Genomic DNA, 23813 nt, shown 5'->3' with positions numbered 1-23813 from the left:
GGGCGAATTCATTCTTGGTAGGCGGCGCGTTCGCGCTCTTCGGCCAGTGCGCTGCGGCGCCGGTGGGCCAGTTCGAAGGCCTCCCAGATCAGGGCTGCCGCGGCCATGATGTAGGAGCCCCAGACATAGAGGCCGTAGCCACCCATGTCGGTGAACTCGGCGAAACTGGCCCAGTTCATGCGCCGTCCAGCCCCGTGCCGCGTTCGAGCACGATGGAGTGCAGGCGGTGCAGGCAGCTGCCCAGGCACCAGGCGGCGAAGGCCGCCACCATCAGCAGCATCGCCGCGACCATGAGGCTGGCCATCTCGGGCCCGCGCGCCGTGCCGGGAGCCTGATCGGGGTGGACGCTGGCCCACCACTGCAGCGACAGGTAGAGGATGGGCAGGCCACCGGCGCCCAGCAGCACCCACAACGCCGCCGCGCGGTCGGCGCGCCGCGAATCGACAATGGCACCGCGCAGCACGAGGTAGCCGACGAAGAGCAGCAGCATCAGCAACTCGGCGCTGAGGCGCGCATCCCAGACCCACCAGCTGCCCCAGACCGGCTTGGCCCAAAGCGCGCCGGTCCACAGCGCGATGCAGCACATCAGCGTGCCCGTGGGGGCTACCGCCGCGGCCACCTTGTCGGCCAGGCGCAGCCTGAATGCAAGCCCACTGGCCGCGGCCAGTGCGAGCGCGGCGAAGAGGGCCAGCGACATCCAGGCCGCCGGTACATGGATAAACATGATGCGAAAGACATCGCCCTGGAGGGCGTCGGCCGGGGCCACGAGCAACCCGAGCACGAGGCCCAGCGCGCCCAGCAAGCCTGCCACCGGCCAGCACCAGGGCTCGACGCGCTCTGCGAGACCGTGAGCCCCCGGGGCCGCGGCCGGCTCAAGCCAGCGCGACACCAGACCCGGTGCGGGTGGGTCTACGGACAGGCGCGAGCTCATGGGCCGCATTGCTGCAAGCCTCATGCCCGCGCCGCGGATCACTTGCTGTGGCAGCTCTGGCAGACCGCGCTGCCCGTGTTGCTCACGCGCAGGAAAGTGGCATTGAATTGGCTGCCGGGGCCGGCCGAGGGCACGCCGTGGGGGTCATGGCAGGAGGCGCATTCGACCTCGTAGCCATCGCCACCACCGGCGTTGTACAGGCGGATTTCGTTGCTGTCGGGGCGCGCGTTGCCGTTGCCGTCGAACCAGGCCATGCGGCCGTCGCGGCGCTGCGGATCCTTGAAGTCGGTGCCTGGGCCGGCGGCAGGGAAACGGATGCCGACCGGGTGGTCATTGCGCAGGTCGGTGCCGATGGCGAAGACGGTGAAGTCGGTTGCGCCCAGACCCGAGAAGCCACCTGCCGGCGAATGGCAGGACACGCACTCGGTGTTGGCCAAGCGGCCATGCACATTGGCGTCGGGGCCGCGGCGGTTGTTCCAGGAGTTGAGGAAATCGGTGGTTTCCTGCGTTTCCTGCGCCGCGTTGTAACGGCCCGCGCCAGGCATGTTGATGATGGAGTCGACGGCGGTCGTGCCGTCGTGGCAGGACAGGCAGGTCAGCGAACTGACGCCCGGCTGCGTGACCGGCTGCGTGAGGGTGGAGGTGCCCAGCAGGTCATAGGTCTGGTAGGTGTTGGTCTTCATCGTGCGGTTCCACAGCGGCGCCGTCACGGTGCGGTTGGCGCCGTGCGGCGTGTGGCAGTAGACGCACACTTCTTCGTAGTCGTTGCGGAAAGAGTCCATCGTCGCGCCCGCCGGCCCGCCCGAAGCCTGGCGCTGGGTGAGGTTGTGGCGGGTATTGCCGATGGTGTCGCGGTTGGTGAACTTGGTTGGCCGGTCGGTATCGGCGATGGCCATGCCGGCCGCCCAGGCGCAAGCAGCCAGCAGCATCAGGTTCAAGCAGCGTCGCAACACGGTTTTCTCTCCCACCTCATGGCCTCCCGGCTTTTGTACATGCCTCTGTGTGCAAGTCGCGTACCCGCTACTTGCGCGCTTATGCCGGCGGTGGATGCGCAGGCGTTCCCGGACTTGGGTGCGGATTCCCGAAAGCGGGAGGATGGCGGCGAAGTTTCAGGCCGGCGGCTGCGTCATTCGGCGCCGGCCCTCCTCGTCGGAAAGCCGGCGCAGCACCTCGACCTTGTGCAGGAACTGGTCGACCACGTAGAGCCTGCCGGTTTCGTCGGTGGCCAGGCGGGCCGGCAGCAGGTAGCGGCCCGGTGCGTCGTCGCCGGCGGAGCGTCCGCCCAGGGCCAGCAGCAACTGGCCGTCGGGCTGGAAGACCTGCACATTGCACAGCGTGGCGTCACTCACGTAGACGAGGCCGTCGCGGCCCACGGCCAGCCCGCGCGGCCTGGCCAACTGGCCCAGGCCGTTGCCCGGCGAGCCGAACTGGCGCAGCGCCCGGCCCTGGGCGTCGAAGGCCTGGACGCGGAAGTTGCCGGCATCCAGCACCCACAGCTCGCCGTTGGCTCCCATGGCGCAATCGGTGGGCAGGTTGAACTCGCCAGGGCGACTGCCGCGGCGCCCGATCTCGGCCACCATCCTGCCCTTGTTGTCGTGGACGGTGACGCGGTGGTTGTCGCTCTCGACACCGCCGGTGTCGACGACGTGAATGCGTTCGCCGGCGGCGTCCACGGCTACCGCGGTGGGCCGAGTCCAAATCGCAGAACCGTCGATATCGCCGACATAGAGGCCGAGTTCGTCATAGATGACGACGCGGCGTGCCGTGGTGTCGACGACATAGACGCGCCCCTGGGCGTCCAGGTCTATGCCCGAGGGCTTTTTCAGCGCGCCCTCGAGGCGAAAGCCGAAAGTGAAGGTGCGACGGCGGGGGATGTCAAAGACAAAGACGCGCCGGCCTTCGGTGTCCGTGACGTAGATGCGGCCGCGTGCGGCGGCCACTGCAAAGGGCTTGCCAATGGTCTGCGCCGAGGCGTCTTCGCCGACCAGCAGGCGCCGCATCTGCGACTCGCTCGATTCATCGACCAGGCTTGCCGCGCCGCGCAGCGTGGCTTCGAAGATGTAGCGCGGCTGCTCGGGTGGCGGCGGCCACACCGGGCGTCGCAATGGGGGCCGGGTCGGTGCCTGGGTGGCGCATCCGGCCAGCGCCGAGAGGGCGGCCAGGGCCGCGGCGGCGGCCAGGCGGCGGCGCGGTGGCGTGTTCATGGCCTGGGGGCGGCCGGCGGCCCGGCTTCCGGACGCAGGAAGGCGCGCGAGACATAGGCCACCAGGGCCTCGACCTCGGCCTTGGACAGCACATGCTGCCAGGCCGGCATCGAGGTGCCGGGCAGGCCTTCGCGGATGCGCTGGGCCAGCAGCGCCGGCGGCATGCTGCGGGGCGTGTACTGGGTGAGGTCGCGCGCCTTGGGCTCCATGAACTGGCCGATCCAGTTCTTGCCCGTGCCGTCGCCGCCGTGGCAGAAGGCGCAGTTGTCGCTAAACAGGCGTTCGCCGTGGCGCTGCTGCGCCGTCAGGCCCGTGATGCGCGGCTGCACCTCATGCTTGGCGTAGACGCTGGCGCTGGAGACAGCGTCCACCGGCGGCGTGTTGGGCTGGCCGGGCACGAAGCCCATGCGCGGATAGGACAGCGGGCGCGCGCTCCAGGCCGGGCCTTCTTCGATGACGCGGCCGCGGTCATGACAGCTGATGCAGGTCTCGAGAAAGAGCTTGCGCCCCGCGCGCTGCGCCGGGCTCAATTGCTCGGACGCCGTGTCGAGGGCGATCTCGCCGCGTGCGAAGGGGAAGGCCGCGGCGTGGCGTTCGTGGCCGGGCCAGCCATTGGCGGCCGTGTGGTAAGCGGTGTTGCGGGCGCGATCCTGCACGAACTCGCGCCGCACGAAGGCCGCCACGGCCTCGATGTCCTCGTTGCCCAGCACCCTGGCGAAGGATTTCATCGCGGTGCCGGGCCGGCCCTCGCGCAGCGCGCGGGCGATCTCGGCCGTGCCCAGGCGGCTGGCGGTGAAGTCGCGCGGCGGCGGCTGCAGGTAGCTGGCCGCCAGCGTGCGGGCATCGCCCGAGTAGCCGTGGCAGAAATAGCAGCGGAAGTTGTAGACGGCGCGGCCGCGCTCGTGCTGCGAGGCGGCGGCTCCACCGGGCAAGGGCGTCGAGGCGGGCGCGGCCGTCGGCGCGGCGCCGGCCAGGCCCGGCAAGACCAGCGCGAGCAGCACCCGCAGCAGCCCCGCGGCGAGCCGGCGCGCCGCCATCGCGGACCCGCTCAGCGCGCGGCCGCCGCGACCGGCTTGCCGATGATGAAGGTCTGGAACACGTACTCGGAGACGTCGGCCATCTGCTGCGGCGTGGCCACCTGCTTCCAGGCCGGCATCTCGCTGCCCAGGCGGCCTTCGCTGACCGAGACGTAGATCGCCATGCGGTTGTAGCGCAGGCGCGAGTTCTCTTCGATGAAGTTGCGCGGCTTGGGGTTGATGAAGTAGGCGCGCGGACCGGCGCCGTCACCGCGTGCGCCGTGGCAGGTGGCGCAGTTGGCGAGATAAAAAACACCCCCGCGCTTGGAGTCGCCCTTCAGACCGTTGGGGAGACCGGCCGTCATGTCAACCCGCACGGGGGTGGAAACGGCATCGGCTTCACGGCCCCCGTGGGCCTTGGTGCCGGAGATCGCCGAGCCCGCGCCGGCCGCCTGGGGCTGGCCTTGCACGAAGCGCGCGTAGACGTATTCGGAGACGCGTGAGATGTCGGTGTCGGTGAGCTGGGTCTTCCAAGCCACCATGGCGGTGCCGGGCCGCCCGTGCTTGACGGTGGCGGCGATGCGCTCGAGCGTGAGGTCGCGCTTGGCCTCGGCCGAGGTGAAGTCGCGCGGCTGCGTCGACAGCGCGCCGGTGGCGCGACTCTGGCCATTGCCCTTGTCGCCGTGGCAGACCGAGCAGTAGTTGTGGTACAGCGTCGCGCCATCGCCGCCGGGCTTGCGGTCCCCGGCCTGCGCCGATCCCAAGGCCAGCAGCACGGCCAAGGCCACACAGCTCCGTAGGGCGCCCAACAGACTCATCATCCCGTCTCCGTGTATCGCATGATCCAAGAATAAGACTGCTGCAACTTCCTTGCCACTGGCATGCGGATTGCAGCCGACGCCCGCAAGACCGGCCGCGCGGCTCTTCGCGCCCAGGAGCAGAGGCCCATGCCTTTTTCCACGTTTTTTCCGTTACCGAGACAGTTCCTCTGCGCCGTTCTCAGTTTCGGCACGGTAGGCGCGGCCCTGGCCGACGGCAAGTCCACCTACGAGAAGACCTGCGCGGCCTGCCACGCCAGCGGCATCGCCAACGCGCCCCGCTACGGTGACAAGACGGCCTGGCAAGCGCGCAGCGGCGCCGGCGTACCGGCCCTGGTGGCCAGCGTCGTCAAGGGCAAGGGCGCGATGCCGCCCAAGGGTGGCAATCCCGCCTTGAAGCAAGGTGATATCCAGGGCGCGGTCGAGTTCATGCTCGCCGCCGCCCATTGAGCGGCCCACCGCCATGCCGAGCACCGTGAACCTCCCGGACGCCTGTCGCCGCGCCTCGCTGCTGACGCTGGCGGCCCTGACCGCGCTGGGGCTGGCCGGCTGCGCCTCGCCACCGCCCGCCGAAGAAGCGCGGGTGCAGCGCGAACTGGTGTTCCCGCCGGCGCCCGACGAGCCTCGCTTCGTCTTCGAGCGCACCATCCGGTCCAGCGCCGACATCCTGCCCGAGGAGAAGGCGGGCGAGTTGCGTCGCCTGGTCACCGGCGAAGATGCCCGCGGCGAGCCCTTGTCCAAGCCCTATGCGGTGGCAGCCACGCGGGGCCGCCTCTACGTCAGCGACACCGTCTCGCGGTTCGTGCGCCTATTCGACGTGCCCCAGGGCAAGCAGTACCGCGTCGGCGACGAGGAAGGTGCGGGCCAGCTCATCAAGCCCATCGGCGTCGATGTCGATGCCGCCGGCAACCTCTATGTCGCCGACATCGGCGCCAAGGCCATCATGGTCTACGGCCCCGGGCGCGAGTTCCTGCGCAAGATCGGCGGCGACAAGTTCTTCTCGCGCCTGTCCAGCGTCACCGTCGACCCGGCCGGCGACTTCGTCTACGGCATCGATATCGGCGGCGTCAGCTCCGACCAGCACCATGTCCGCGTGTTCAATGCCAGGACCGGCGAGCACGTCAAGGACATCGGCAAGCGTGGCAGCGGCCCGGGCGAGTTCAACCTGCCGCGCGACCTCGCCATCGGCGCCGGCGGCCGGCTCTACGTGGTCGACGGCGGCAATTTCCGCGTCGTCGTCTTCGACAAGGACGGCCGCTACCTGCAGAGCTTCGGCAGCGTCGGCAAGCAGTACGGCCAGTTCGCTCGCCCCAAGGAAATTGCTGCCGACCGCGACGGCAATGTCTACGTCGTCGACGCGGCCTTCGGCAATTTTCAGGTCTTCAACCCCGACGGCGAACTGCTGCTCTTTGTCGGCGACCGCTCCGAGCGCGACGGCCCGGCCAAGTACATGCTGCCCTCGGGCATCGCGGTCGACGAGGACGGCCGCGTCTACGTCGTCGACCAGTGGTTCCGCAAGATCGACGTTTACCGCCCCGCCAGCCTCAAGTCCGAGGCCGGATGGCTGGCCAAGCGCCCACCGCCCGTCGCCACCCGGTGAAGCGGGGGTTTGTGCTGCAGCTTCCCGTTCCCGGGAACGCAGCTTCCAACTTGCGGGAGGTGCGAGGCCTCCTGACCCCGGTATCCCCCCTGTCCAGGTGGTGGCACGGTTTCTGCAAATCATGGTGTAGTCAAGCGGCGCATTGGGGAGTGCAAGGCCTGACGACTGATCAACCAACCTTCGAGAGGACGACATGAATCTGGCATTGCCAAAAGGTCGCAAGGGATGGGGGGCGGCGTCTGCAGGAATGCTGGCGGCGTTGCTCTTCGCATTCAGCGGCTCTGCGTCGGCGGGTATCGCCGACACCAAGCACAACCTCGGTTCGGGTGCCGGCATTGCCGGTCGCAACCAGGTGACCACCGAAACCGCCGAGATCTGCGTGTTCTGCCACACGCCGCACGGTGCCGACACCGCGGCCCCGGCGCCGCTGTGGAACAAGCGCCTGGGCGCTGCCGGTGTTCCGTCCGGCGGTGGTACCTACACCACCTACGCCTCGCTGAACACGCCTTCGCTGGACGGCACGGTCGCTCCGGTGGGCTCGATCTCGATGGCCTGCCTGTCCTGCCACGACGGCACTCAGGCGATGGACAACATCATCAATGCCCCGGGCTCCGGCGGCTATGACACCACTGGCGGTGGCAACGACGGCCTGACCTACACCTGGGCCGGTTCCAACGTCACGGCTGCCGGCCGCATCGCGGGTGGCATCACCCTGATCGGTACCGACCTGTCCAACGATCACCCGATCGGCATCCAGTACTGCGGCGGCGGCCTCTCCGGCGCGGGCGGCACCGTGTCGGGCACCTGCAAGGACGGCGACTTCAAGGCGCCTTCGACGCAGACCATCAACGGCAACCAGGTCTTCTGGGTCGATACCGGCCTGCCCGGCACGAAGCAGCGCACCGACCTGCCGCTGTACTCGCGCTCTGGCGCCGATTCCAGCCTCGGCCCCTTGGTCGAGTGCGCCAGCTGCCATGATCCGCACGTCTCGGAAAACCAGGCCGGCCCGGCCGGCACCAACGTGGTGTCGGGCGCGACCTTCCTGCGCATCTCGAATGCCTCGAGCGCGGTCTGCACTTCCTGCCACGTCAAGTAAATTCGGCGTAGCCGACTGAGTCACCGTTCAGAGTGAACCCGGGGCGGGGCCGCGAGGCCCCGCCCCTTCGTCCGAAATAAACCCTGCCATGAGGCGAGTGATGTCTTTCCGCAGCCTGTTGTCGCTTGCAATCGGTGCCGCCGCCACGAGCGCCATGATCGGCGCCGCGGTCGCGCAGACCGCTGCACCTGCTGTACCCGCTGCGTCCCCCGCGCCCCATTCGCCCCACGCGTCTCCCGCGCCCGCTGCGATGGCCGCCGACCCCAATGCAGCCTCTGCTGCGCGTGCCGCCCGGCCCTTCGCGACCATTGGCGACACCGTCATCACCGGGGCCGACTACCAGCGCGCGCTGTCGGTGGCCATGCGCAAGAAGTACTACCACGCCAAGCCGCCCGAGGCCGAGCTGGTGAAGTTCCAGCGCGAGGTCGGCGACGACATCGTCAACCGCGTGCTGCTCCTGGCCGAAGCCCGCCGCCGCGGCGTGCAGCCCGACCGCGTCGCCATCGACGCCAAGGTGGCCGGCTATGACGCCCAGTACAAGGGCAGCGCCAACTGGGTGGCCAACCGCGACAAGATGCTGGCCAATGTGGTGCCACAGCTCGAGCGCGAAAGCCTGCTCGAGCGCTTCGAGAAGGTCATCCGCAACGTGCCCGAGCCCAGCGAGGCCGAGGCGCGCGCCTACTACGAACAACACAAGGATCTGTTCGTCGAACCCGAACAGGTCAAGCTCAGCGTCATCCTGCTGCGCGTCGACCCCAGTTCCAAGCAGTCGGTATGGAACAGCGCGCGAGAAGAGGCGCAGCAAATCCACCGCAAGCTGGTCGCCGGCGCCGATTTCGGCGACCTGGCCCGCCTGCACTCGGGCGACAAGTCGGCCGCCAATGGCGGCGAGATGGACTACACCCACCGCGGCATGCTGCCCGAGGCGGTGCATGGCGTCGTTGACAAGCTGGCCGTCGGCGGCTTGTCAGAGCCGGTGCAGATGCTCGAGGGTGTGGCCCTGATCCGTCTCGATGGCCGGCGCGACTCCAAGCAGCGCAGCTTCGAGCAGGTGAGCGGACGCGCCGGCGACCTGTGGCAGCGCGACGAGGGCGAGGCACGCTGGCAGAAGCTCATCAAGGATCTGCGCCAGGCCGCCACGATCCGCATCGACGAGAGCCACTATGCGCCCCTGCGCGGCTCGGGCGACAAGCCGCAAGCCGGCTGATCGCGGCGCGCCACTACAGCGACGCCTGGCAGGACGCCGCGTGGACCCTCAGCGACGACGACGCAGCTTGCGCCTGTGGGTGCCGCTGGCGCCGCTTTCGCTGGCCCTGCTGGCACCGGGTGCCTGGGCGGCCGCCTTCCAGCCCGGCGTCGAGCCCGATCCCCCCACCGGAGACATCGCCGCGCCGGCGGCACCGCAGCCGGTGGAGCCGCTGCGCGGCAGTGGCATCCAGTGGCGCCTGGCGCCCTGGCGCTGGGGGGGCACCCTGGGCTTGGACTACCGTGCCCTGCGCGCCGAAGATCAAAGCGTCTCGCAGCAGCAACTGCTGATCGGCAACGTCGATTTCGTCAGCCATATCTGGCAGCCCTGGTTCGTGCAGGTGCGCCTGGGCATGGGCTTCGTCGCCTCGCACGCCAGCGGTGACGCGCAGGCCGCGGGCAGCAGCACCAGCACCAGCTGGACCGGACGGACGGCCGTGTCGGTGTTTCCGGCCAGCCGTTTTCCGTTCGAGTTCCGGGCCGATGTCAGCGACAGCCGCAGTGGCGGCCTCAGCCTGGGCAGCGACTACCGCACGACGCGGCTGTCGCTGTCTCAGGGTTACCGCCCGGCCGTCGGCAGCGACAACTACCAGCTGCAGATCGACCACAGCGTGCTCGACTCCGGCACCACGCTCGACACCCTCACCACCCTGGCCGGCACCGCCGTGCTGCAGTACGACGATCACGCGGTCGACCTCGGCATCAACCACTCCGACAACCACCGCAGCGACAGCGGCGAGCGCACGCGGCTGACCTCGGCCAATGCACGTCACAGCTACTGGGGCGAGGACGATTTCCGCGTCGAATCGCTGGCGAGCTGGAACGATGTGCGCATAGGCGGCGACACGGCCGAGATCGGCAGCGATGTGCTGCAGCTGTCCACCTTCGCCAGCTGGCGTCCCGATGCACCGGCCTGGCTGCCCGGGGTCGGCGGGCCGCAATTCGCCGGCACGCTGCGCTGGCTGGAGTCGCGCACGGTCGGTGACCAGGGCAGCCCGCGCGTACAGGCCATCAACGGCTCCTTCGGCATCAACCACCAGTTCGCACCCGAATGGCGGGCCGCGCTGTCGCTCAATATGAGCCAGGTGCAGACCGGCACCGACGGCAACCGCGACGGCCTGGGTGCGCAGGCGGTGCTGACCTGGGCGCCGGCTTCGCAGCTGCTGGCGGGCTGGCGCTACACGCCCTCGGTGAGCGCCAACACCGGCTTCACCCAGACCACCGGCCAGGCCGACCGGCAGCTCGTCGGCCTGCAGGCCTCGCACGGCGTCTCGCGCGACTACAAGGCCAACGAGACCAATGTCTTCTCGCTGGCGCTGACCCAGAGCGCCGGTGCGCTCGAGGAATCGGGCCTGAAGACGGCCACCGCCCTGGCCCATGGCGCCAGCCTGTCGTGGCAGCGCAGCGGCGAGGGCGGCGGCCAGATCTTCGGCGGCATCTCCTTCAGCGATTCGCGCACCGAGGCCCAGGCCAGCGGCCACTTCCAGCTCGTCAATCTGCAGCTGAGCCAGCGCAACCCGCTGTCGCGCTATGCCAGCTGGTCGACCTACGTCACCTTCCAGGCCTCGCACAACCGCTCCAACGAGGTCGATGTCTTCACCGGCCAGCGCGTCGACATCGATCCCGGCTGGCAGCGTTTCTACAGCGCCAGCATCAGCTACGACCAGCAGCGCGTGTTCGGTGTGCCGCGGCTGCGCGGCTCGGTGATCTTTGGTGCCAACAGCCAGCCGCTGGACCGGCGTGCCCTGGGCGACATCGAGGCCCCGCGCGAACAGGTCAATGAATCCCTCGAGGCCCGGCTCGACTACGCCGTCGGCCGCCTCGAGACCCGTCTCAGTGCCCGCGTCGCCAAGGTCGAAGGGCGCACCGTGGCGGGTGTGCAGGCGCGCGCCCAGCGTCGTTTCTAGAATCCACTTTCCCCGGAGGACGGCCCCTTGAAGCTTCCATCCCTGCTGATGTTCCTGATGCTGCTGTTCGTCGCCACGCCGACCCCGGCCGAGTACGGCGACGTCGTCATCAACAACTACTCCGATGGCGCGGGCATGCGCCCGGTGGTCTTTCCGCACTGGTTCCACCGCGTGCGCTTCCGCTGCAAGGTCTGCCACGCCGACCTCGGCTTCCAGTTCAAGGCCGGCGGCAACCAGATCAACATGCTGAAGATCATCGACGGCCAGTTCTGCGGTGCCTGCCACAACGGCGAGATCGCCTGGTCGGTGGAGAACTGCAACCTCTGCCACAGCGGCAAACCCAACACCCCGACGCAGGTACACGAGAGCACGCTGCAGAAGCTGGCGCCGGCGCCGGCGGCGTCGGCCGCTGCGGCCGTGAAGACTGCGGGCAAGCCATGAGGAAGACAGCCATGAAGAGCATCGTCGGCGCCCTGGCGGCGCTGCTGTTGGCCGGCGGCGTGCTGGCCCAGGACAAGGCGGCGGTCGGCAAGACCGCCTACGAGGGCGCTTGCGCGGCCTGCCACGGGCCCGGCATCCTGGGGGCGCCCAAGTTCGGCGACGCGGCTGCCTGGGGGGCGCGCGCCAAGGCCAAGGGCGGGCTCGAGGGCCTGCTCAAGAGCGCCATCGCCGGCACCGACAAGGGCATGCCGCCCAAGGGTGGCCGCGCCGACTACAGCGATGCCCAGTTGCGCGCCGCCATCGAGCACATGATGGGCGGAGGCAAGGCCGTGGCAGCCGCGGCACCGGCCCCGGCGCCGGCCCGCCCGGCACCGGCGCCCGTGGCCGCCGCGCCCGCTCCCGCGGCCCCCGCGCCAGCGCCGGCCCCTGTCGCGGCGGCGCCCGCACCGGCGCCCACGGCCTCGGCACCCGCCGTCACGGTGGCGCGGGCGGCCGAGGTCAACACCTTCAACCGCCTGCTGCGGCCCATGGGCCGCTTCAACCGGCCGGCCGTCGAATCGGGCATCCACGACCCCGAGAACGACATGACGCTGCAGCTGCAGCCGCCGGCCACGGCCTTCGCGGCCCTGCCCAAGTCCAACGCCGGCAATCACGTCGACTGGGTCAAGGCGCTCGACTCCAAGGCCATCGCGCCGCGTGCCGATCGCGTCGACCCGGCCGCCGCCGCCATCGTGATGGACCTCAACATCGTGCGCGAGGTCAAGGGCTCGATGCCCGACGTGGTCTACCCGCACAAGCAGCACACCGAATGGCTGGATTGCTCCAACTGTCACCCGGCCATCTTCATGCCGCAGAAGGGCGCCAACCAGATCAGCATGGCCTCCATCCTGCTGGGCCAGAAGTGCGGCGTCTGCCATGGCAAGGTGGCCTTCCCGGTGTCGGAATGCCGCCTGTGCCATTCGCGCAAGAAGGCCGTGGCCACGGCCGCCGGCGAGGCCAAGCCTTGAAAGCGGCCGCGCTGGCGCTGCTGCTGGCTTTGTCGGCCGGCCCGGTGCTGGCCAACGAGAACCGCAACCAGATCGAGCAGCGCATGCAGCTCACGGCACGGTTGCTCGCCGATTCGCTGACAGCACAGCGCATCGTCGCCAGCGGCAATGTCGAGGCGGTGGGCCATCTCGACGAAGGCCGGTTGCGCTTCAGCATGGCCGAAGAGGCGCTGCAGCGCGGCGACCTGGCCGTGGCGCGCCAGCAGGTCGACGATGCCCTCAAGCACCTGGGCCTGGCGCGGCGCATGGCGCCCGATGCGCCGGCCCGCCAGGCTGCGCTGCGCCAGCGCCACCAGGAGATGCTGGCCAATGTCGAGCGCCTGATCGATTCCTGGCGCAGCCGCGCCGGTGCCGCCGACGGCAAGGGCAGCGACCTGGCCGAGGCCCTGGGCCTGGTTGGCAGCGCGCGCTCGATGGCCGATTCTTCGCGTTTCGAAGAATCGGTGCGGGCGCTCGAGGCCGCGCAGGGCTATGTGCTGGCCGGCCTGGCGCGCCAGCTCGGCACGCGCGAGATCGATTACACGGTGCGCGCCAGCTCGCCGGCCGAGGAGTTCCAGCTCGAATTGAAGCGCCACCAGTCGCTGGCCGAGCTGGTGCCGGTGGCGGTGGCCGACTTGCGTCCCAAGGGCGAGGCCCTGGCCGCGGTCGAACGCCATGCCGAGAGCGGCCGTGTGCTGCGCATGCAGGCCGAGGCCAGCTTCAAGGGCGGCGACACCGCCCAGGCACTGGCGCATCTGCGCAATGCCAGCCTCTTCTATCAACGGGCCTTGGGGGCGGCCGGCGTGGCCATGCCCTCGGCCACCGGGAGTCTTCAATGAATCGCCTTGCCTGGACGCTCGTCGCGCTGCTGCTCACCACCCCGGTGCTGGCGCAGGATCGTGACCAGCTCGAACGCCGCCTGCAGTCGGTGGCCACCCTGATCGAGTCGTCTTCGGCGGCGCGCCAGATCGAAGCCAGCGGCGATGCCGGCGCCCGCGAGAAGCGGGACAACGCCCGCCTGATCCACCGCGAGGCCACGCTCACGCTGCAGCGCGGCGATGTCGCGGCAGCGGCCAAGCTGCTCGACCAGGCGGCGCGCGAGATGATGAACGGTGTGCGCCTGGCCAAGCCCGAGCAACTGGCCGGCGAGCAGGCCAAGCGCGAGTTCGCGACGCGGCTGGAAAGCGCCAAGGCCCTGCTGGTGGCGCAGCAGCGCATCACGCAGGAAAAGGGCAATGCGTCGGAGGCCACCACGGCCACGCGCAACATCGAGGGCCTGATCGCCGACGCCGAGAAGCGCGCCGCGGCCGGCCAGATCGGCGAAGCGCGGCCCCTGGTCGACCGCGCCTACCTGACGGCGCGTGTGTCCATCGAGTCGATGCGCCGCGGCGACACCCTGGTACGCTCGCTCAACTTCGCCACCCCGCGCGAGGAATACGACTACGAGCTCGACCGCAACGAGACCCACCGCATGCTGATCCAGGTGCTGCTCGCCGACCGCAAGGACAAGTTGCCCGGCATGCAGGTCTTCATCGACCGCGCCGCGACGATGCGCGTCGAGGCCGAGGGCCAGGCCAAGCGCGGCGAACACGCCGCGGCGATCAAGACGCTCGAGGATTCCACGCGCGAACTGGTGCGGGCCATCCGCGCCGGCGGCATCTACATCCCCGGGTGATCGTGGACGATGGCCGGGATCCCCGCGCTCCTGCGCCGCCTGGCGGCCCTGCTGCTGCTGGTGATGATGGTCCCCGCCTTCGCCGCACCGCCGGCCGCCAAGCCAGCCTCGCCCTGGCTCAGGCTCGAGAAGGACGGCCTGCACGATCCGCGCGGTCCTGGTATCGCGGTGCTGCAGCAGCCGGCCGACGCGCTGGCCACGCTGCCCCGAGACACCGCGGGAAACATGGTCAACTGGGTCAAGGCCATCGACAGCGGTACCATCAATCCGCGTACCAACCTGCTGCCCGAAACCGAGGTGCGGGTGCGCGAAGACGCCATCATCGTCTCGCGCAACGGCTCGATGCCGGCGGTGCGCTTTCCCCATCGCCAGCACACGCTCTGGCTGGATTGCGCCAACTGCCACGATGTGCTCTTCAAACCCAAGGCCGGCGCGAACAAGTTCAGCATGATGGCCATCCTCAACGGCGAGCAGTGCGGCCTGTGCCATGGCGCCGTGGCCTTTCCGCTCACCGAGTGCAACCGCTGCCACAGCGTGCCGAACTCGTCGCTGCCGCGGCGCACCGCGCCGTGAAGACGGGCGCCTGGCTGCTGGCGCTGGCTTTGCTGCTGCCGGGCATCCTGCATGCTGAATACGGCGATGTCGTCATCAACAAGCGCTCGGACGCCAATGGCATGCGGCCGGTGGTGTTTCCGCACTGGTTCCATCGCATCCGCTTCCGCTGCAAGGTCTGCCACCACGAACTGGGCTTCAAGATGCGTGCCGGCGCCAACGAGGTGCTGATGACCGACATCATCGACGGCAAGTTCTGCGGCATGTGCCACAACGACACCATTGCCTGGGGCCCCGAGCGCTGCGAGATCTGCCACTCGGCCATTCCCGGCACGCCGGCGGGCATCCAGGGCGGTGCCCAGACCTCCGGTCCGGGGCGCTGGTAGGCGATGCGGCGCCGCAGCTTCCTGGCAGCCTCGGTGCTGGCCGGTTGCGCCAGCAGCCCGGGCGGTGATCGCCCGGCGGCCGAGCGCAAGGCCGAGCCCGCCCGCCTCGGCCGGCCCCAGCTTTGGCGCACGCTGCAGGGCGGCTACCTGGCGCCCGAGCCACCCCAGCCCGGCGCCTTGCCGCGCCTGCCCGGCGGCGCCTACGTGCGCTGGACGCGGCCGGGTGCGATCGCTCTGCGCGGCGTCGAATTGCTGGTGGCCGATCTGGGCAGTGGCCGCCTCTGGCGCGCCGACCTCGCCTCGCAGTCGATGAGCGGCATCGCCGGCGCGCCCCTGGGCCCCGGCACAGCGCTGGCCCTGGGCAGCGATCTCTCGGCCTGGGTGCTGGACCCGGTTTCGCGCGCCGTGCTGCGCTTCGGCCGCGACGGCCGTCTGCTGCAGACCCACCGCGCCGGCAACATCAACACCTCCCCGGTGGCGCTGGCGCTGGCCGATGGCGGCCTCACGCTGCTGCTGGCCGACGGCCTGGGCGCGCAATGGTCCGAGCAGCGCGGCGCCGGCTCGCTGCTGCGCCTGGTGGCGCCCGAGGCCGACGGTGGCCGCCGCATCACCGGCGTCGACGGCCTGGCGATGGCCAAGAACGGTCTCTTCGTGCTCGACCGCAGCGCTGGCGCGGTGCACCGCGTCACGCGCGAGGGCCGCGTGCTGCGCAGCCTGGGCATGGGCGATCTGCGCCAGCCGGTGGCGCTGGCGGTCGACCGGCTTGAGCGCGTCTATGTCCACGACGCATTCGACAACGCCGTGCTTCGCCTGCGCGAGGACGGCCCGGCCTGGCGCTGGTCGGCGGCCGAGCTGGGCGTGCAGCAGATTGCAGGCATCGCCGTCGACGCCATGATGTTGGCCGTCAGCGACGCCGTCGGCGCCCAGGTCGTGGTGCACTCTTTCATGCACGACCGCGAACCATGAGGGCCTTGCTCGCCATCGGTCTGGTGCTGCTGCTGGCCGCCTGCGCCAGCGGCGGGCCGGTGCGCGGCCAGCTGCACTACGGCATGGACGACGCGCCCGAGGGCCGGCGCCTGCTGTGGCCGGCCGAGCCCGAGGTGCCGCGCTACGCCTACACCGGCACCCTCACCGGCGAGCCCAATTTCCGCAGCGACAACGCAGCGCGCGGTGCGCTCACGCGCTTTGGCCGCTGGGTGGCCGGCCTCGACGAGGGCGGCGAGGCCCCCACCGTGCTGCAACGCCCGGCCGCGGTGATCGGCGACGACGCCGGGCGCCTTTATGTCAGCGACACCAGCCGCCAGGCCGTCTTCGTCTTCGACGAGAAGGCGGGCGAGCTGCTGCTGTGGGACCAGGCCGATGGCGCCCGGCGCTTCGTCTCGCCCAGTGGCCTGGCGCTGGCTGCCGACCGCGTCTTCGTCGCCGACGCCGAACTGGGTGCGGTCTTCGTGCTCGACCGACAGGGCCAGCCGCTGGCGCGCATCGGTGCCGGCCTGCTGCAGCGCCCCACCGGGCTGGCGCGCGACCCGGTCCTGGGCCGGCTCTACGTGGCCGACACCTATGCCCACGACATCAAGGTTTTCAGCGACGCCGGCGAACTGCTGCAGGTGATAGGCCGCCGCGGCGACGGCGACGGCGAGTTCAACTACCCCACCTACCTGGCCTGGGCCCAGGGCGAGCTCTACGTCACCGACACCCTCAACAACCGCATCCAGGTCTTTGCCGCCGACGGCCAGCTGCTGCAGCGCAAGCTGGGCAGCCGCGGCCTCTTCATCGGCAACCTGGTGCGGCCCAAGGGCGTGGCCGTCGACGGCGAAGGCAATGTCTACGTCATCGAGTCTTACTACGACAGCCTGCTGGTCTACTCGGCCCAGGGCGAGTTCCTGCTGCCCATCGGCGGCACCGGCACCGCCACCGGGCGCTTCTACCTGCCGTCCGGTGTGTGGGTGGACGCGCGCAACCGCGTCCATGTGGCCGACATGTTCAATGGCCGCGTCGTGCTGTTCCAGTTTCTGGGGGGTGGTTGATGTTTGCGCCGTTGCGGCTGATGGCCGCCCTCATCGTCGTGCTGGCCTGCCTGCCCGCCCACATGGCCGACGCACAGCGCGTCTCCGACGTGCGCGGCACGCGCCACAACCTCTCGACCAGCGGCGCCTTCGCCACCCATGCCGCCACGCCCGGCGGCACCAGCGAGGTCTGCGTCTTCTGCCACACGCCCCACGGGGCCACCCAGGCTGACCAGGGCGGCGCCGCAATGCGGGCGCCGCTGTGGAACCGCCGCGTGCCGGCCGGCGCCACCTACACGCCCTACACCTCAAGCTCGCTGGACGCGCAGTACATCGCCGACGGCTTCAACAACCAGCCTGGCGGCAGTTCCAAGCTCTGCCTGTCCTGCCACGACGGCACCCTGGCCATCGGCAGCGTCAACGTGCTCAATGGCCAGAGCAATGCCACGATCCAGATGACCGGCACCGGCCCCGGCGGCGTGATGCCGGCGGGCGAGGGCACGAGCACCGGCTTCACGCGCTTCCTGGGCACCGACCTGCGCAACGACCACCCGATTTCGGTGACCTTCAATGCCGCCCTGGCCGCGCGTGACGGCGAGTTGCGCGCGGTCGACGCCCAGCAGCGCTGGCCGGCCGGCAGCGGCAGCGTGGTCGGCGTGCGCTCACCGGCGCTCAAGCCGCTGATGCCGCTGGAGGCCACCGGCAATGGCGGCGTCGGCCAGGTTCAGTGCGCCAGCTGCCACGACCCCCACATCCGCGAACTCGATGCCAGCAAGGGCAATCAGAAATTCCTGCGTGCTCAACGCTTCCAGGAAGCCACGCCGACGGCCAGTTTCAATGCCGCCAGCGACATCGTCTGCCTGAGCTGCCACGACAAGAACGGCAGCATGGGCATCTGGGCCTTCTCGGCCCACGCCAACCCCAGCGTTGCCGACGAGACCTACCGCGACGCCTCGGCCACGCTGCGCGAGTTTCCGCCGGCGCAGCCAGTGTGGAAGGCGTCCTGCCTGAACTGCCACGACACCCACACGGTGCAGGGCGCGCGCCGCCTCACCCGCGAAGGCACCGACGGCGCGCTGCCGGGCGGCAACCCGCTGGCGGCGCGCCAGGGCGGCAATCCGGCGCTGGAGAACACCTGCTACCAGTGCCACACCACGGGCGCGCGCTCGGCGCTGGCCAATGTGACCCAGGTGCCCAATATCGAAAGCGCCTTCGGCCTGGGCATCCGCATGCCCATCACCACCGCCGAGCAGGGCGGCGCCACCGAAACGCACGACATCTCGGCCAACTACAACGACGGCAGCATCGACTGCAGCACCGCCACCAACCGCTGTGGCGCCGACGGCATGGAGCCCAAGGCCACCCTCGCCCTGCGCCACGCCGAGTGCACCGACTGCCACAACCCGCACCGCGTGATCAAGAACCGCCTCTTCAACAGCGACCCCAGCGTGCCCGAGGCCGCCGGCACCCATCGCCACGACGAGGCCGCCGGCTACACCCACAGCAACCTCGCCTCGGGCGTGCTGCGCGGCTCCTGGGGCGTGGAGCCGGTCTATGCCAGCACCTCGTTCCAGGTGCTGCCCAACAGCTACACGGTCAAGCGCGGTGACCCCGGCACCAACCCCAGCACCGCGGTCACCCAGCCCTATGTGACGCGCGAGTACCAGGTCTGCCTGAAGTGCCACAGCGACTTCGGCTACGCCGACAACAACCTCTACCCGGCCGGCAACCGGCCGGCGCTGGGGCGGCTGGGCGGTACGCCCGCGGGCAGCAACAACCTCACCATCTACACCAACCAGGCCAAGGAATTCCAGGCCCCCGTCACCCACCAGGGCGAGGGCACCAAGCCGACCTCGGGCGCCGGCTCCAACTACGCCACCAACAACCACCGCGGCTGGCACCCGGTGATGGGCGCCACCGGCCGCAACGGCGCGGGCGCCAACGCCTTCCGCTCGCCCTGGAGCAACGCGGTCGGCACCCAGACCATGTACTGCAGCGACTGCCATGGCGAGAACACCGCCGCCACCAGCGTCGTGCCACCCGGCGGCGAGAACGGCTCGCCCTGGGGGCCGCACGGCTCGCAGAACAACTTCCTGCTCAAGGGCCTGTGGAACAACACCGCGGGCTCGGGCACGGCCAATACGCTGTGCTTCAAGTGCCACGACCAGAACACCTATGCCGACCGCAATGGCGGCGGCACCACCGGCTTCTTCCAGCCCAGCGGCCGCGGCAACCTGCACGCTTATCACACCGACAAGATCGGCCGCATCCGCTGCAACTGGTGCCATGTGGCCGTGCCGCACGGCTGGAAGAACAAGGCGCTGCTGGTCAACCTCAACGACGTTGGCGAGGAAGCCGGCCAGCCTGCCGGCGGCAACCGCGAGTGGCGCTACAACGCATCGGGCCAGGCGTTCAACCAGGAGCCGTACTACATGAACGCCAAGCTCAAGGTGCGCACCTTCGCCACCAGCGGCAACTGGACCGACACCAACTGCGGCAGCAACAACTCGGCGCTCACTTTCGGCACCAATGGCAACGAGACGATCAATGGCAAGGACTGGATGAAGAACGTCTGCAGCAATCCGCCATGACGCTTCGGAAGTTGAGTACCCACTTCGGGTCGACGCGCAGCACGCTGGCCCTGCTGGGCTTGATGGCCGCGGTGGTACTCGTCAGGCCGGCCTGGTGGCCGCTGGCGCTGGTGATCAGCCTGCTGTCGCTGAACCTGCTGGTGGCGGTGGTGCTGCATCCGGCCTTTCGCCGCCAGCTGCCGCTGCTGGTGGCGCATCTGGCCCTGCTGGCGCTGGCCGTGCTGGTGGCGGTGGGGCGGCTCACCGCGCTCGACGGCCGCTTCGAGCTGACCCAGGGCGAGCCCTTCGACGGCAGTCTGCTCGACCGCGAAGCCGGGGCACTGCACGTCGACCGCCTGCAGCGCCTGTCCTTCCGCCACGAAGGCTTCGAGATCGACTACGCGCCCGGCCGCCAGCGCGGGGCCACGCGCAACACTGTGGCCTGGCAGGACGAGCAAGGCCGGCCGCAGCGCGGCGTGATCGGCGACCACCGGCCGCTGGTGCTGGACGGCCACCGCTTCTATACCAGCTCGAACAAGGGCTTCGCGCCGCTGCTGCGCTGGGAGCCCGCAGCCGGCGAGCCGCTGCGCGGCGCCGTCCACCTGCCCAGCTATCCGATGCACGAGCTGCGCCAGTCGCGCGCCTGGGCCCTGCCCGATGGCCGCGAAGCCTGGGTGATGCTGCAGATCGACGAGACCCTGATCGCGCCCGACGCGGCGGCCCAGTTCCGCCTGCCGCGCCAGTACCGCCTCGTCGTGCGCGTGGGCGAGGCGCGCGCCGAACTGCTTCCGGGTCAGGCCCTGGCTTTGCCCGGGGGGCGCCTGGTCTTCGAGGAGATGCGCACCTGGATGGGTTACCGCGTCGCCTACGACCCGGCCCTGCCCTGGTTGCTGGCCGCCAGCCTGCTGGCGGCACTGGCGCTCGCGGCCCACTACCTGCAGCGCTTCTGGCCGCACACGCGGGCCGCCGCAGCCGCGCCCCTGCGCACCGGGCTGGCCGATGGATGAGGCCTTGATGCTGCGCGCGGCGCTGGCCTGCTATGCGGCGTCGCTGGGCGGCCTGCGCTGGCGCCACCTTGGCGGCGCGGCGCTCGCTGCGGCCCTGCTGCTGCACACGCTGTCGCTGGCCCAGCGCTGGCAGGCCCTGGGCCATGGGCCTTTCACCACCATGTACGAGATCCTCAGCTCCAATCTCTGGAGCCTGGCCCTGGTGGCCACGCTCTCGGCCTGGGCCGTGCGCGAGGTGCGCTCCACGCTGCTGGCGGCAGCGCCGGTGCTGGCGCTGATGGCGGTCTGGCTGCTGCTGGCCGATGCCCGCCCGGGCCACTTTCCGGCCACCTACGACACCGTGCTGCTGTACCTGCACACCGTGGTCGGCAAGCTCTTCCTGGGTCTGCTGCTGGTGGCGCTGGCGATGGGCGCCGTGCCGGGGTTGCGCCGCTGGGCCTGGGGCCGCCAGGCCTTCGCCCAGGCGCCGGAAGACCGCCGCTGCGACGAGCTGGCCCACCGCTTTGCCGGCGCCGCCTTCGTTTTCGAGTCGCTGATGCTCATCGTCGGCGCGGTCTGGGCCCAGGACGCCTGGGGCCGCTACTGGTCGTGGGATCCGCTGGAGAGCTGGGCCTTCGTCACCTGGCTGGCGCTGGCCGCGGCCCTGCACGCGCGCTCCGCGCTGCGGCCCACGCCGGCGGCCTTCGGCCTGGCGCTGGCCGGGGTTTTCGTGGTCGCCTTCCTCACCTTCTTCGGCGTGCCCTTCATCAGCGTGGCGCCGCACAAGGGTGCGATATGAAAGGGCCGACATGAAGGCAGGCCGCGACCGCCGCCGCGCCGGTGCGCTGCTGACCCTGGCGGCGGTGCTGCTGGGCGGCGTCTGGCTCGACCAGCGCCCGCCGGCGCCGCTGGCGTCGGAGCCTGCCGCCACACCGAAGTGGCCCCAAGAGGCCGAGGTCACGCAGCGCTTCGAGCAGGCCGTGGTGATGCTGCACGCACGCCAATACGAGCATGCCGCCACCGCGCTGAACCGCGTGCTGACGCTGGCGCCCCGCCTGCCCGAGGCTCACGCCAACATGGGCTATGCCCTGCTGGGCCTGGCGCGCCCGCGGCAGGCGCGCGCCTTCTTCGAGGGTGCCATCGAGCTGCGTCCCGACCTCGCCAACGCCTATTACGGCCTGGCCCTGGCCTGGGAGGCCGAGGGCGATGTCGCGATGGCCACTGGCGCCATGCGCAGTTACCTGCATCTGGCGCGCAGCGAACGGCCCGAGCACCTGGCGCGGGCCCGCGCCGCGCTGTGGGAATGGGAATCCCGTCGCGGCGGCAAGCGCTGAATTCTCAGAACCCCAGCCAGCGCCTCGGCGTGTCCCAGAACAGCTTGCGGCGATCTGCGGCCTCGGGCAGCAGGCGTTCCACCTGGCGCAGCAGCGGGCCCACATCCAGCCGCTGTGGCGCGCGCAGAAAGGGCCAGTCGCTGGCCCACAGGCAGGCGTCCAGCGTATAGGCTTCCAGCAGGGCCTCGATGAAGGGCCGCGTGTCGGCATAGGGCGGCGCCTCGGTCGAGAACTTCTGGTAGCCCGAGAGCTTGACCGCGGCGCGCCCGCCGCGCGCCAGCCGCAGCAACGCCTGGAAGCCCGGCTGGGCGACGCCGCCGCCGGGGGCGGGGCGGCCGCCGTGGTCGATCAGCACGCGCACCTGGCTTTGCTCCAGCAGCGGCAGCAGGTCGATCAGCTGGCCGTGCTCGACCTGCAGCGACAGCAGCATGTCCAACTCGGCCAGCATCTTCAGCAGCGGGCCGCCGCCCTGGTAGAAGGCTGTGCCATTGACGGTGGCGTTGAAGGCGACGCCGACCATGCCTTGCTCGCGCAGCGCCAGCAGCTCGTCGCGCGGCGTGTCCAGCGCCAGCACCGCGATGCCCTTGAAACGGCCCTGGCCCTGGGCCAAAGCGTCGAGCAGGCAGCGGTTGTCGAGGTTGTAGCCGGAGTTGGGCCCCACCATCAGCGCGTGCCGGATGCCGTAGGCCCCCATCACCTGCAGGTACTGCGCCAGCGGCGCGATCTCCTGGCCGGCCGGGCGGTAGGCCACCTCGGGCGCATAGGCAAAGCGCGCCGGGTCCAGCACATGGCAGTGGCAGTCGATCTTGGGCTCGTCGAAGACGCTCATGGCCGGCCTCCGGAACTTTCTCTATTGCTTGGCGCGCAGCGCCGGCAGCACGGCCTTGATCACCTGCTTGCCGCCGCGCGCCTCGGTCAGGAAGCTCTCGCGGTCGATGTCGCCATTGCCATCGATGCTCACGTCCATCAGCACGCCCGGCTGCTGCGCGACGCTGACGGCCAGGCCATGCAGCGCCTGGGCCACGGCCCTGCGGTCGAACTTGCCCACCTTCTCGATGGCCGCCTTCATGATGTAGATGCCGGTATAGCCCTTCACGCCGTTGTGGTCGGGCGTGTACTTGAACTCCTTCTCGAACTTGGCGCGGAAGGCCTGCACGCCGGCGATGGGCGCGTCGACCGTGAGGCCGACGTGGGCGACCGCGCCGTTGGCCGCCTCGCCGGCCAGCTCGATCACCTTCTGGCTCGTCAGCACGGTCTCGCCGATGACCGGCTTGGCCAGGCCCAGCTTGCGCAGTTCGCGCAGCACGCGCGCCGCCTCCTCCTCGTTGGTGTAGACGAAGACGGCGTCGGCATGGCTCTGCTTGGCCTTGAGCGTGGCGGCCGAGAAGTCGATCTGGCCCTGCTCGGTGGAGATGTCGGCGACCACCTTCACGCCCAGCGGCTCCAACGCCTTCAGCAGCGATTCGCGGCCGCCCTTGCCGTAGTCGTTGTTGACATAGACGAGGGCCAGGGTCTTGGCCTTGAGCGTTTGGGCGATGTAGCGCGCCACGCGCGGCATCGCCGAATCCTGCGTGAAGCTGGTGCGGAAGATGTAGGGGTTGCCCTGCTTGGTGATGGCCGCGGCCTCGCCGCCGGTGAAGTTGGGCACCTCGGCGCGCCGTGTCTCGTTCATGCTCACCGCGATGGAGCCCGAGAACACCGGGCCGAAGACCGCGAACACGCCGTCGTCCACCGCTTTTTGCGCCAGGCCCTTGGCGACGCCGGGGTTGCTCTGGGTGTCGGCTGCGTTCAGCTCCAGCGTGCGGCCGAGGATGCCGCCGGCGGCATTGATTTCCTTCACCGCCAGCTCGACGCCGTTCTTGAAGTTCGTGCCCGAGGTGACGCCGGCACCCGAGAGTTCGAGGATGGCGGCGATCTTCACCGGCTCGGCGGCGAGGGCGGTGCCCGCCATCAGCGTCAGGCCGGTGAGCAGGGGCAGCAGCAGTGTCTTCATGGGATGTCTCCTTCGTGTGTTCTTGGCC

Annotated in this window: 25 protein-coding genes; 17 read left to right on the top strand and 8 right to left on the bottom strand. The window is 70.1% G+C overall.

Annotation, left to right across the window (positions count from 1 at the left end; all coding sequences use genetic code 11):
• Positions 1-8 precede the first annotated feature (8 nt).
• The 6 genes from ccmD to JMV16_RS10100 form a co-directional block, all read right to left on the bottom strand.
• Positions 9-179 carry a heme exporter protein CcmD gene (ccmD, locus tag JMV16_RS10125; RefSeq protein ID WP_201494121.1) on the bottom strand — a complete coding sequence of 57 codons (171 nt, stop codon included), beginning with the start codon at positions 177-179 and terminating at the stop codon, positions 9-11.
• Positions 176-931 (bottom strand): cytochrome c biogenesis protein CcsA, encoded by a 756-nt coding sequence (gene ccsA / locus JMV16_RS10120; protein ID WP_236580443.1) that lies wholly within the window; start codon positions 929-931, stop codon positions 176-178. Before ccsA (JMV16_RS10120) ends, ccmD begins: the two co-directional genes overlap by 4 nt.
• A 38-nt stretch (positions 932-969) precedes the next feature.
• A complete protein-coding gene (locus JMV16_RS10115) occupies positions 970-1884 on the bottom strand; it encodes a cytochrome c3 family protein (protein WP_411565021.1) in 915 nt (304 codons plus the stop codon).
• Between the two features lie 156 nt (positions 1885-2040).
• Positions 2041-3135 (bottom strand): 6-bladed beta-propeller, encoded by a 1095-nt coding sequence (locus tag JMV16_RS10110; RefSeq protein ID WP_201494120.1) that lies wholly within the window; start codon positions 3133-3135, stop codon positions 2041-2043.
• Entirely contained in the window at positions 3132-4172 is a 1041-nt protein-coding gene (locus tag JMV16_RS10105; RefSeq protein WP_201494119.1) for a c-type cytochrome, read from the bottom strand. Before JMV16_RS10105 ends, JMV16_RS10110 begins: the two co-directional genes overlap by 4 nt.
• An 11-nt stretch (positions 4173-4183) precedes the next feature.
• The gene (locus tag JMV16_RS10100; RefSeq protein ID WP_236580470.1) at positions 4184-4927 is read right to left on the bottom strand and encodes a c-type cytochrome; all 744 of its coding nucleotides are present in this window, start codon (positions 4925-4927) and stop codon (positions 4184-4186) included.
• Between the two features lie 171 nt (positions 4928-5098).
• On the opposite strand from JMV16_RS10100, the gene JMV16_RS10095 reads away from it, so the two are divergent.
• The 17 genes from JMV16_RS10095 (at position 5099) to JMV16_RS10015 (ending at position 21792) form a co-directional block, all read left to right on the top strand.
• Positions 5099-5419 (top strand): c-type cytochrome, encoded by a 321-nt coding sequence (locus tag JMV16_RS10095; RefSeq protein ID WP_201494117.1) that lies wholly within the window; start codon positions 5099-5101, stop codon positions 5417-5419.
• Between the two features lie 25 nt (positions 5420-5444).
• Positions 5445-6569, top strand: coding sequence for a 6-bladed beta-propeller (locus JMV16_RS10090; protein WP_236580441.1), 1125 nt, complete (start codon positions 5445-5447; stop codon positions 6567-6569).
• Between the two features lie 259 nt (positions 6570-6828).
• The gene (locus JMV16_RS10085) at positions 6829-7665 is read left to right on the top strand and encodes a cytochrome c3 family protein (protein ID WP_201494115.1); all 837 of its coding nucleotides are present in this window, start codon (positions 6829-6831) and stop codon (positions 7663-7665) included.
• Between the two features lie 250 nt (positions 7666-7915).
• Positions 7916-8872 carry a peptidyl-prolyl cis-trans isomerase gene (locus JMV16_RS10080; RefSeq protein ID WP_201494114.1) on the top strand — a complete coding sequence of 319 codons (957 nt, stop codon included), beginning with the start codon at positions 7916-7918 and terminating at the stop codon, positions 8870-8872.
• A 40-nt stretch (positions 8873-8912) separates the two neighbouring features.
• A complete protein-coding gene (locus JMV16_RS10075) occupies positions 8913-10817 on the top strand; it encodes a hypothetical protein (protein ID WP_201494113.1) in 1905 nt (634 codons plus the stop codon).
• A gap of 27 nt (positions 10818-10844) precedes the next feature.
• Positions 10845-11258 (top strand): c(7)-type cytochrome triheme domain-containing protein, encoded by a 414-nt coding sequence (locus tag JMV16_RS10070; RefSeq protein ID WP_236580440.1) that lies wholly within the window; start codon positions 10845-10847, stop codon positions 11256-11258.
• Between the two features lie 11 nt (positions 11259-11269).
• Positions 11270-12265 (top strand): c(7)-type cytochrome triheme domain-containing protein, encoded by a 996-nt coding sequence (locus JMV16_RS10065; RefSeq protein ID WP_236580439.1) that lies wholly within the window; start codon positions 11270-11272, stop codon positions 12263-12265.
• On the top strand, positions 12262-13122 hold the full coding sequence (locus tag JMV16_RS10060) for a hypothetical protein (protein WP_201494111.1): 861 nt from the start codon (positions 12262-12264) through the stop codon (positions 13120-13122). The genes JMV16_RS10065 and JMV16_RS10060 overlap by 4 nt, the downstream gene beginning before the upstream one ends.
• Positions 13119-13958 (top strand): hypothetical protein, encoded by an 840-nt coding sequence (locus tag JMV16_RS10055; protein ID WP_201494110.1) that lies wholly within the window; start codon positions 13119-13121, stop codon positions 13956-13958. The genes JMV16_RS10060 and JMV16_RS10055 overlap by 4 nt, the downstream gene beginning before the upstream one ends.
• Before the next feature lie 9 nt (positions 13959-13967).
• A complete protein-coding gene (locus tag JMV16_RS10050) occupies positions 13968-14531 on the top strand; it encodes a c(7)-type cytochrome triheme domain-containing protein (protein ID WP_201494109.1) in 564 nt (187 codons plus the stop codon).
• Positions 14528-14896: a c(7)-type cytochrome triheme domain-containing protein gene (locus tag JMV16_RS10045; protein ID WP_236580438.1), complete on the top strand. Its 369-nt coding sequence runs from the start codon at positions 14528-14530 to the stop codon at positions 14894-14896. The genes JMV16_RS10050 and JMV16_RS10045 overlap by 4 nt, the downstream gene beginning before the upstream one ends.
• A 3-nt stretch (positions 14897-14899) precedes the next feature.
• Positions 14900-15862, top strand: a complete 963-nt coding sequence (locus JMV16_RS10040; protein ID WP_201494108.1) for a hypothetical protein — start codon at positions 14900-14902, stop codon at positions 15860-15862.
• Positions 15859-16923, top strand: coding sequence for a 6-bladed beta-propeller (locus JMV16_RS10035; RefSeq protein ID WP_201494107.1), 1065 nt, complete (start codon positions 15859-15861; stop codon positions 16921-16923). Before JMV16_RS10040 ends, JMV16_RS10035 begins: the two co-directional genes overlap by 4 nt.
• A 20-nt stretch (positions 16924-16943) precedes the next feature.
• Positions 16944-19493 carry a cytochrome c3 family protein gene (locus JMV16_RS10030; protein ID WP_236580437.1) on the top strand — a complete coding sequence of 850 codons (2550 nt, stop codon included), beginning with the start codon at positions 16944-16946 and terminating at the stop codon, positions 19491-19493.
• Between the two features lie 11 nt (positions 19494-19504).
• Positions 19505-20479 (top strand): cytochrome c biogenesis protein ResB, encoded by a 975-nt coding sequence (locus JMV16_RS10025; RefSeq protein WP_201494105.1) that lies wholly within the window; start codon positions 19505-19507, stop codon positions 20477-20479.
• Positions 20472-21257, top strand: coding sequence for a cytochrome c biogenesis protein CcsA (gene ccsA / locus JMV16_RS10020; protein WP_201494104.1), 786 nt, complete (start codon positions 20472-20474; stop codon positions 21255-21257). Before JMV16_RS10025 ends, ccsA (JMV16_RS10020) begins: the two co-directional genes overlap by 8 nt.
• Before the next feature lie 10 nt (positions 21258-21267).
• A complete protein-coding gene (locus JMV16_RS10015; protein ID WP_201494103.1) occupies positions 21268-21792 on the top strand; it encodes a hypothetical protein in 525 nt (174 codons plus the stop codon).
• 4 nt (positions 21793-21796) lie between these two features.
• Here JMV16_RS10015 and JMV16_RS10010 read toward each other — a convergent pair whose 3' ends face one another.
• On the bottom strand, positions 21797-22621 hold the full coding sequence (locus tag JMV16_RS10010) for an amidohydrolase family protein (RefSeq protein WP_201494102.1): 825 nt from the start codon (positions 22619-22621) through the stop codon (positions 21797-21799).
• 21 nt (positions 22622-22642) lie between these two features.
• A complete protein-coding gene (locus JMV16_RS10005) occupies positions 22643-23785 on the bottom strand; it encodes an ABC transporter substrate-binding protein (protein ID WP_201494101.1) in 1143 nt (380 codons plus the stop codon).
• Positions 23786-23813 lie beyond the last annotated feature (28 nt).

It is taken from the genome of Rubrivivax sp. A210, assembly GCF_904426505.1.
Lineage (GTDB): Bacteria > Pseudomonadota > Gammaproteobacteria > Burkholderiales > Burkholderiaceae_C > Rubrivivax.
The sequence above is the reverse complement of the archived record's forward strand: the minus strand, read 5'-3'. Positions and strand labels throughout refer to the sequence as shown.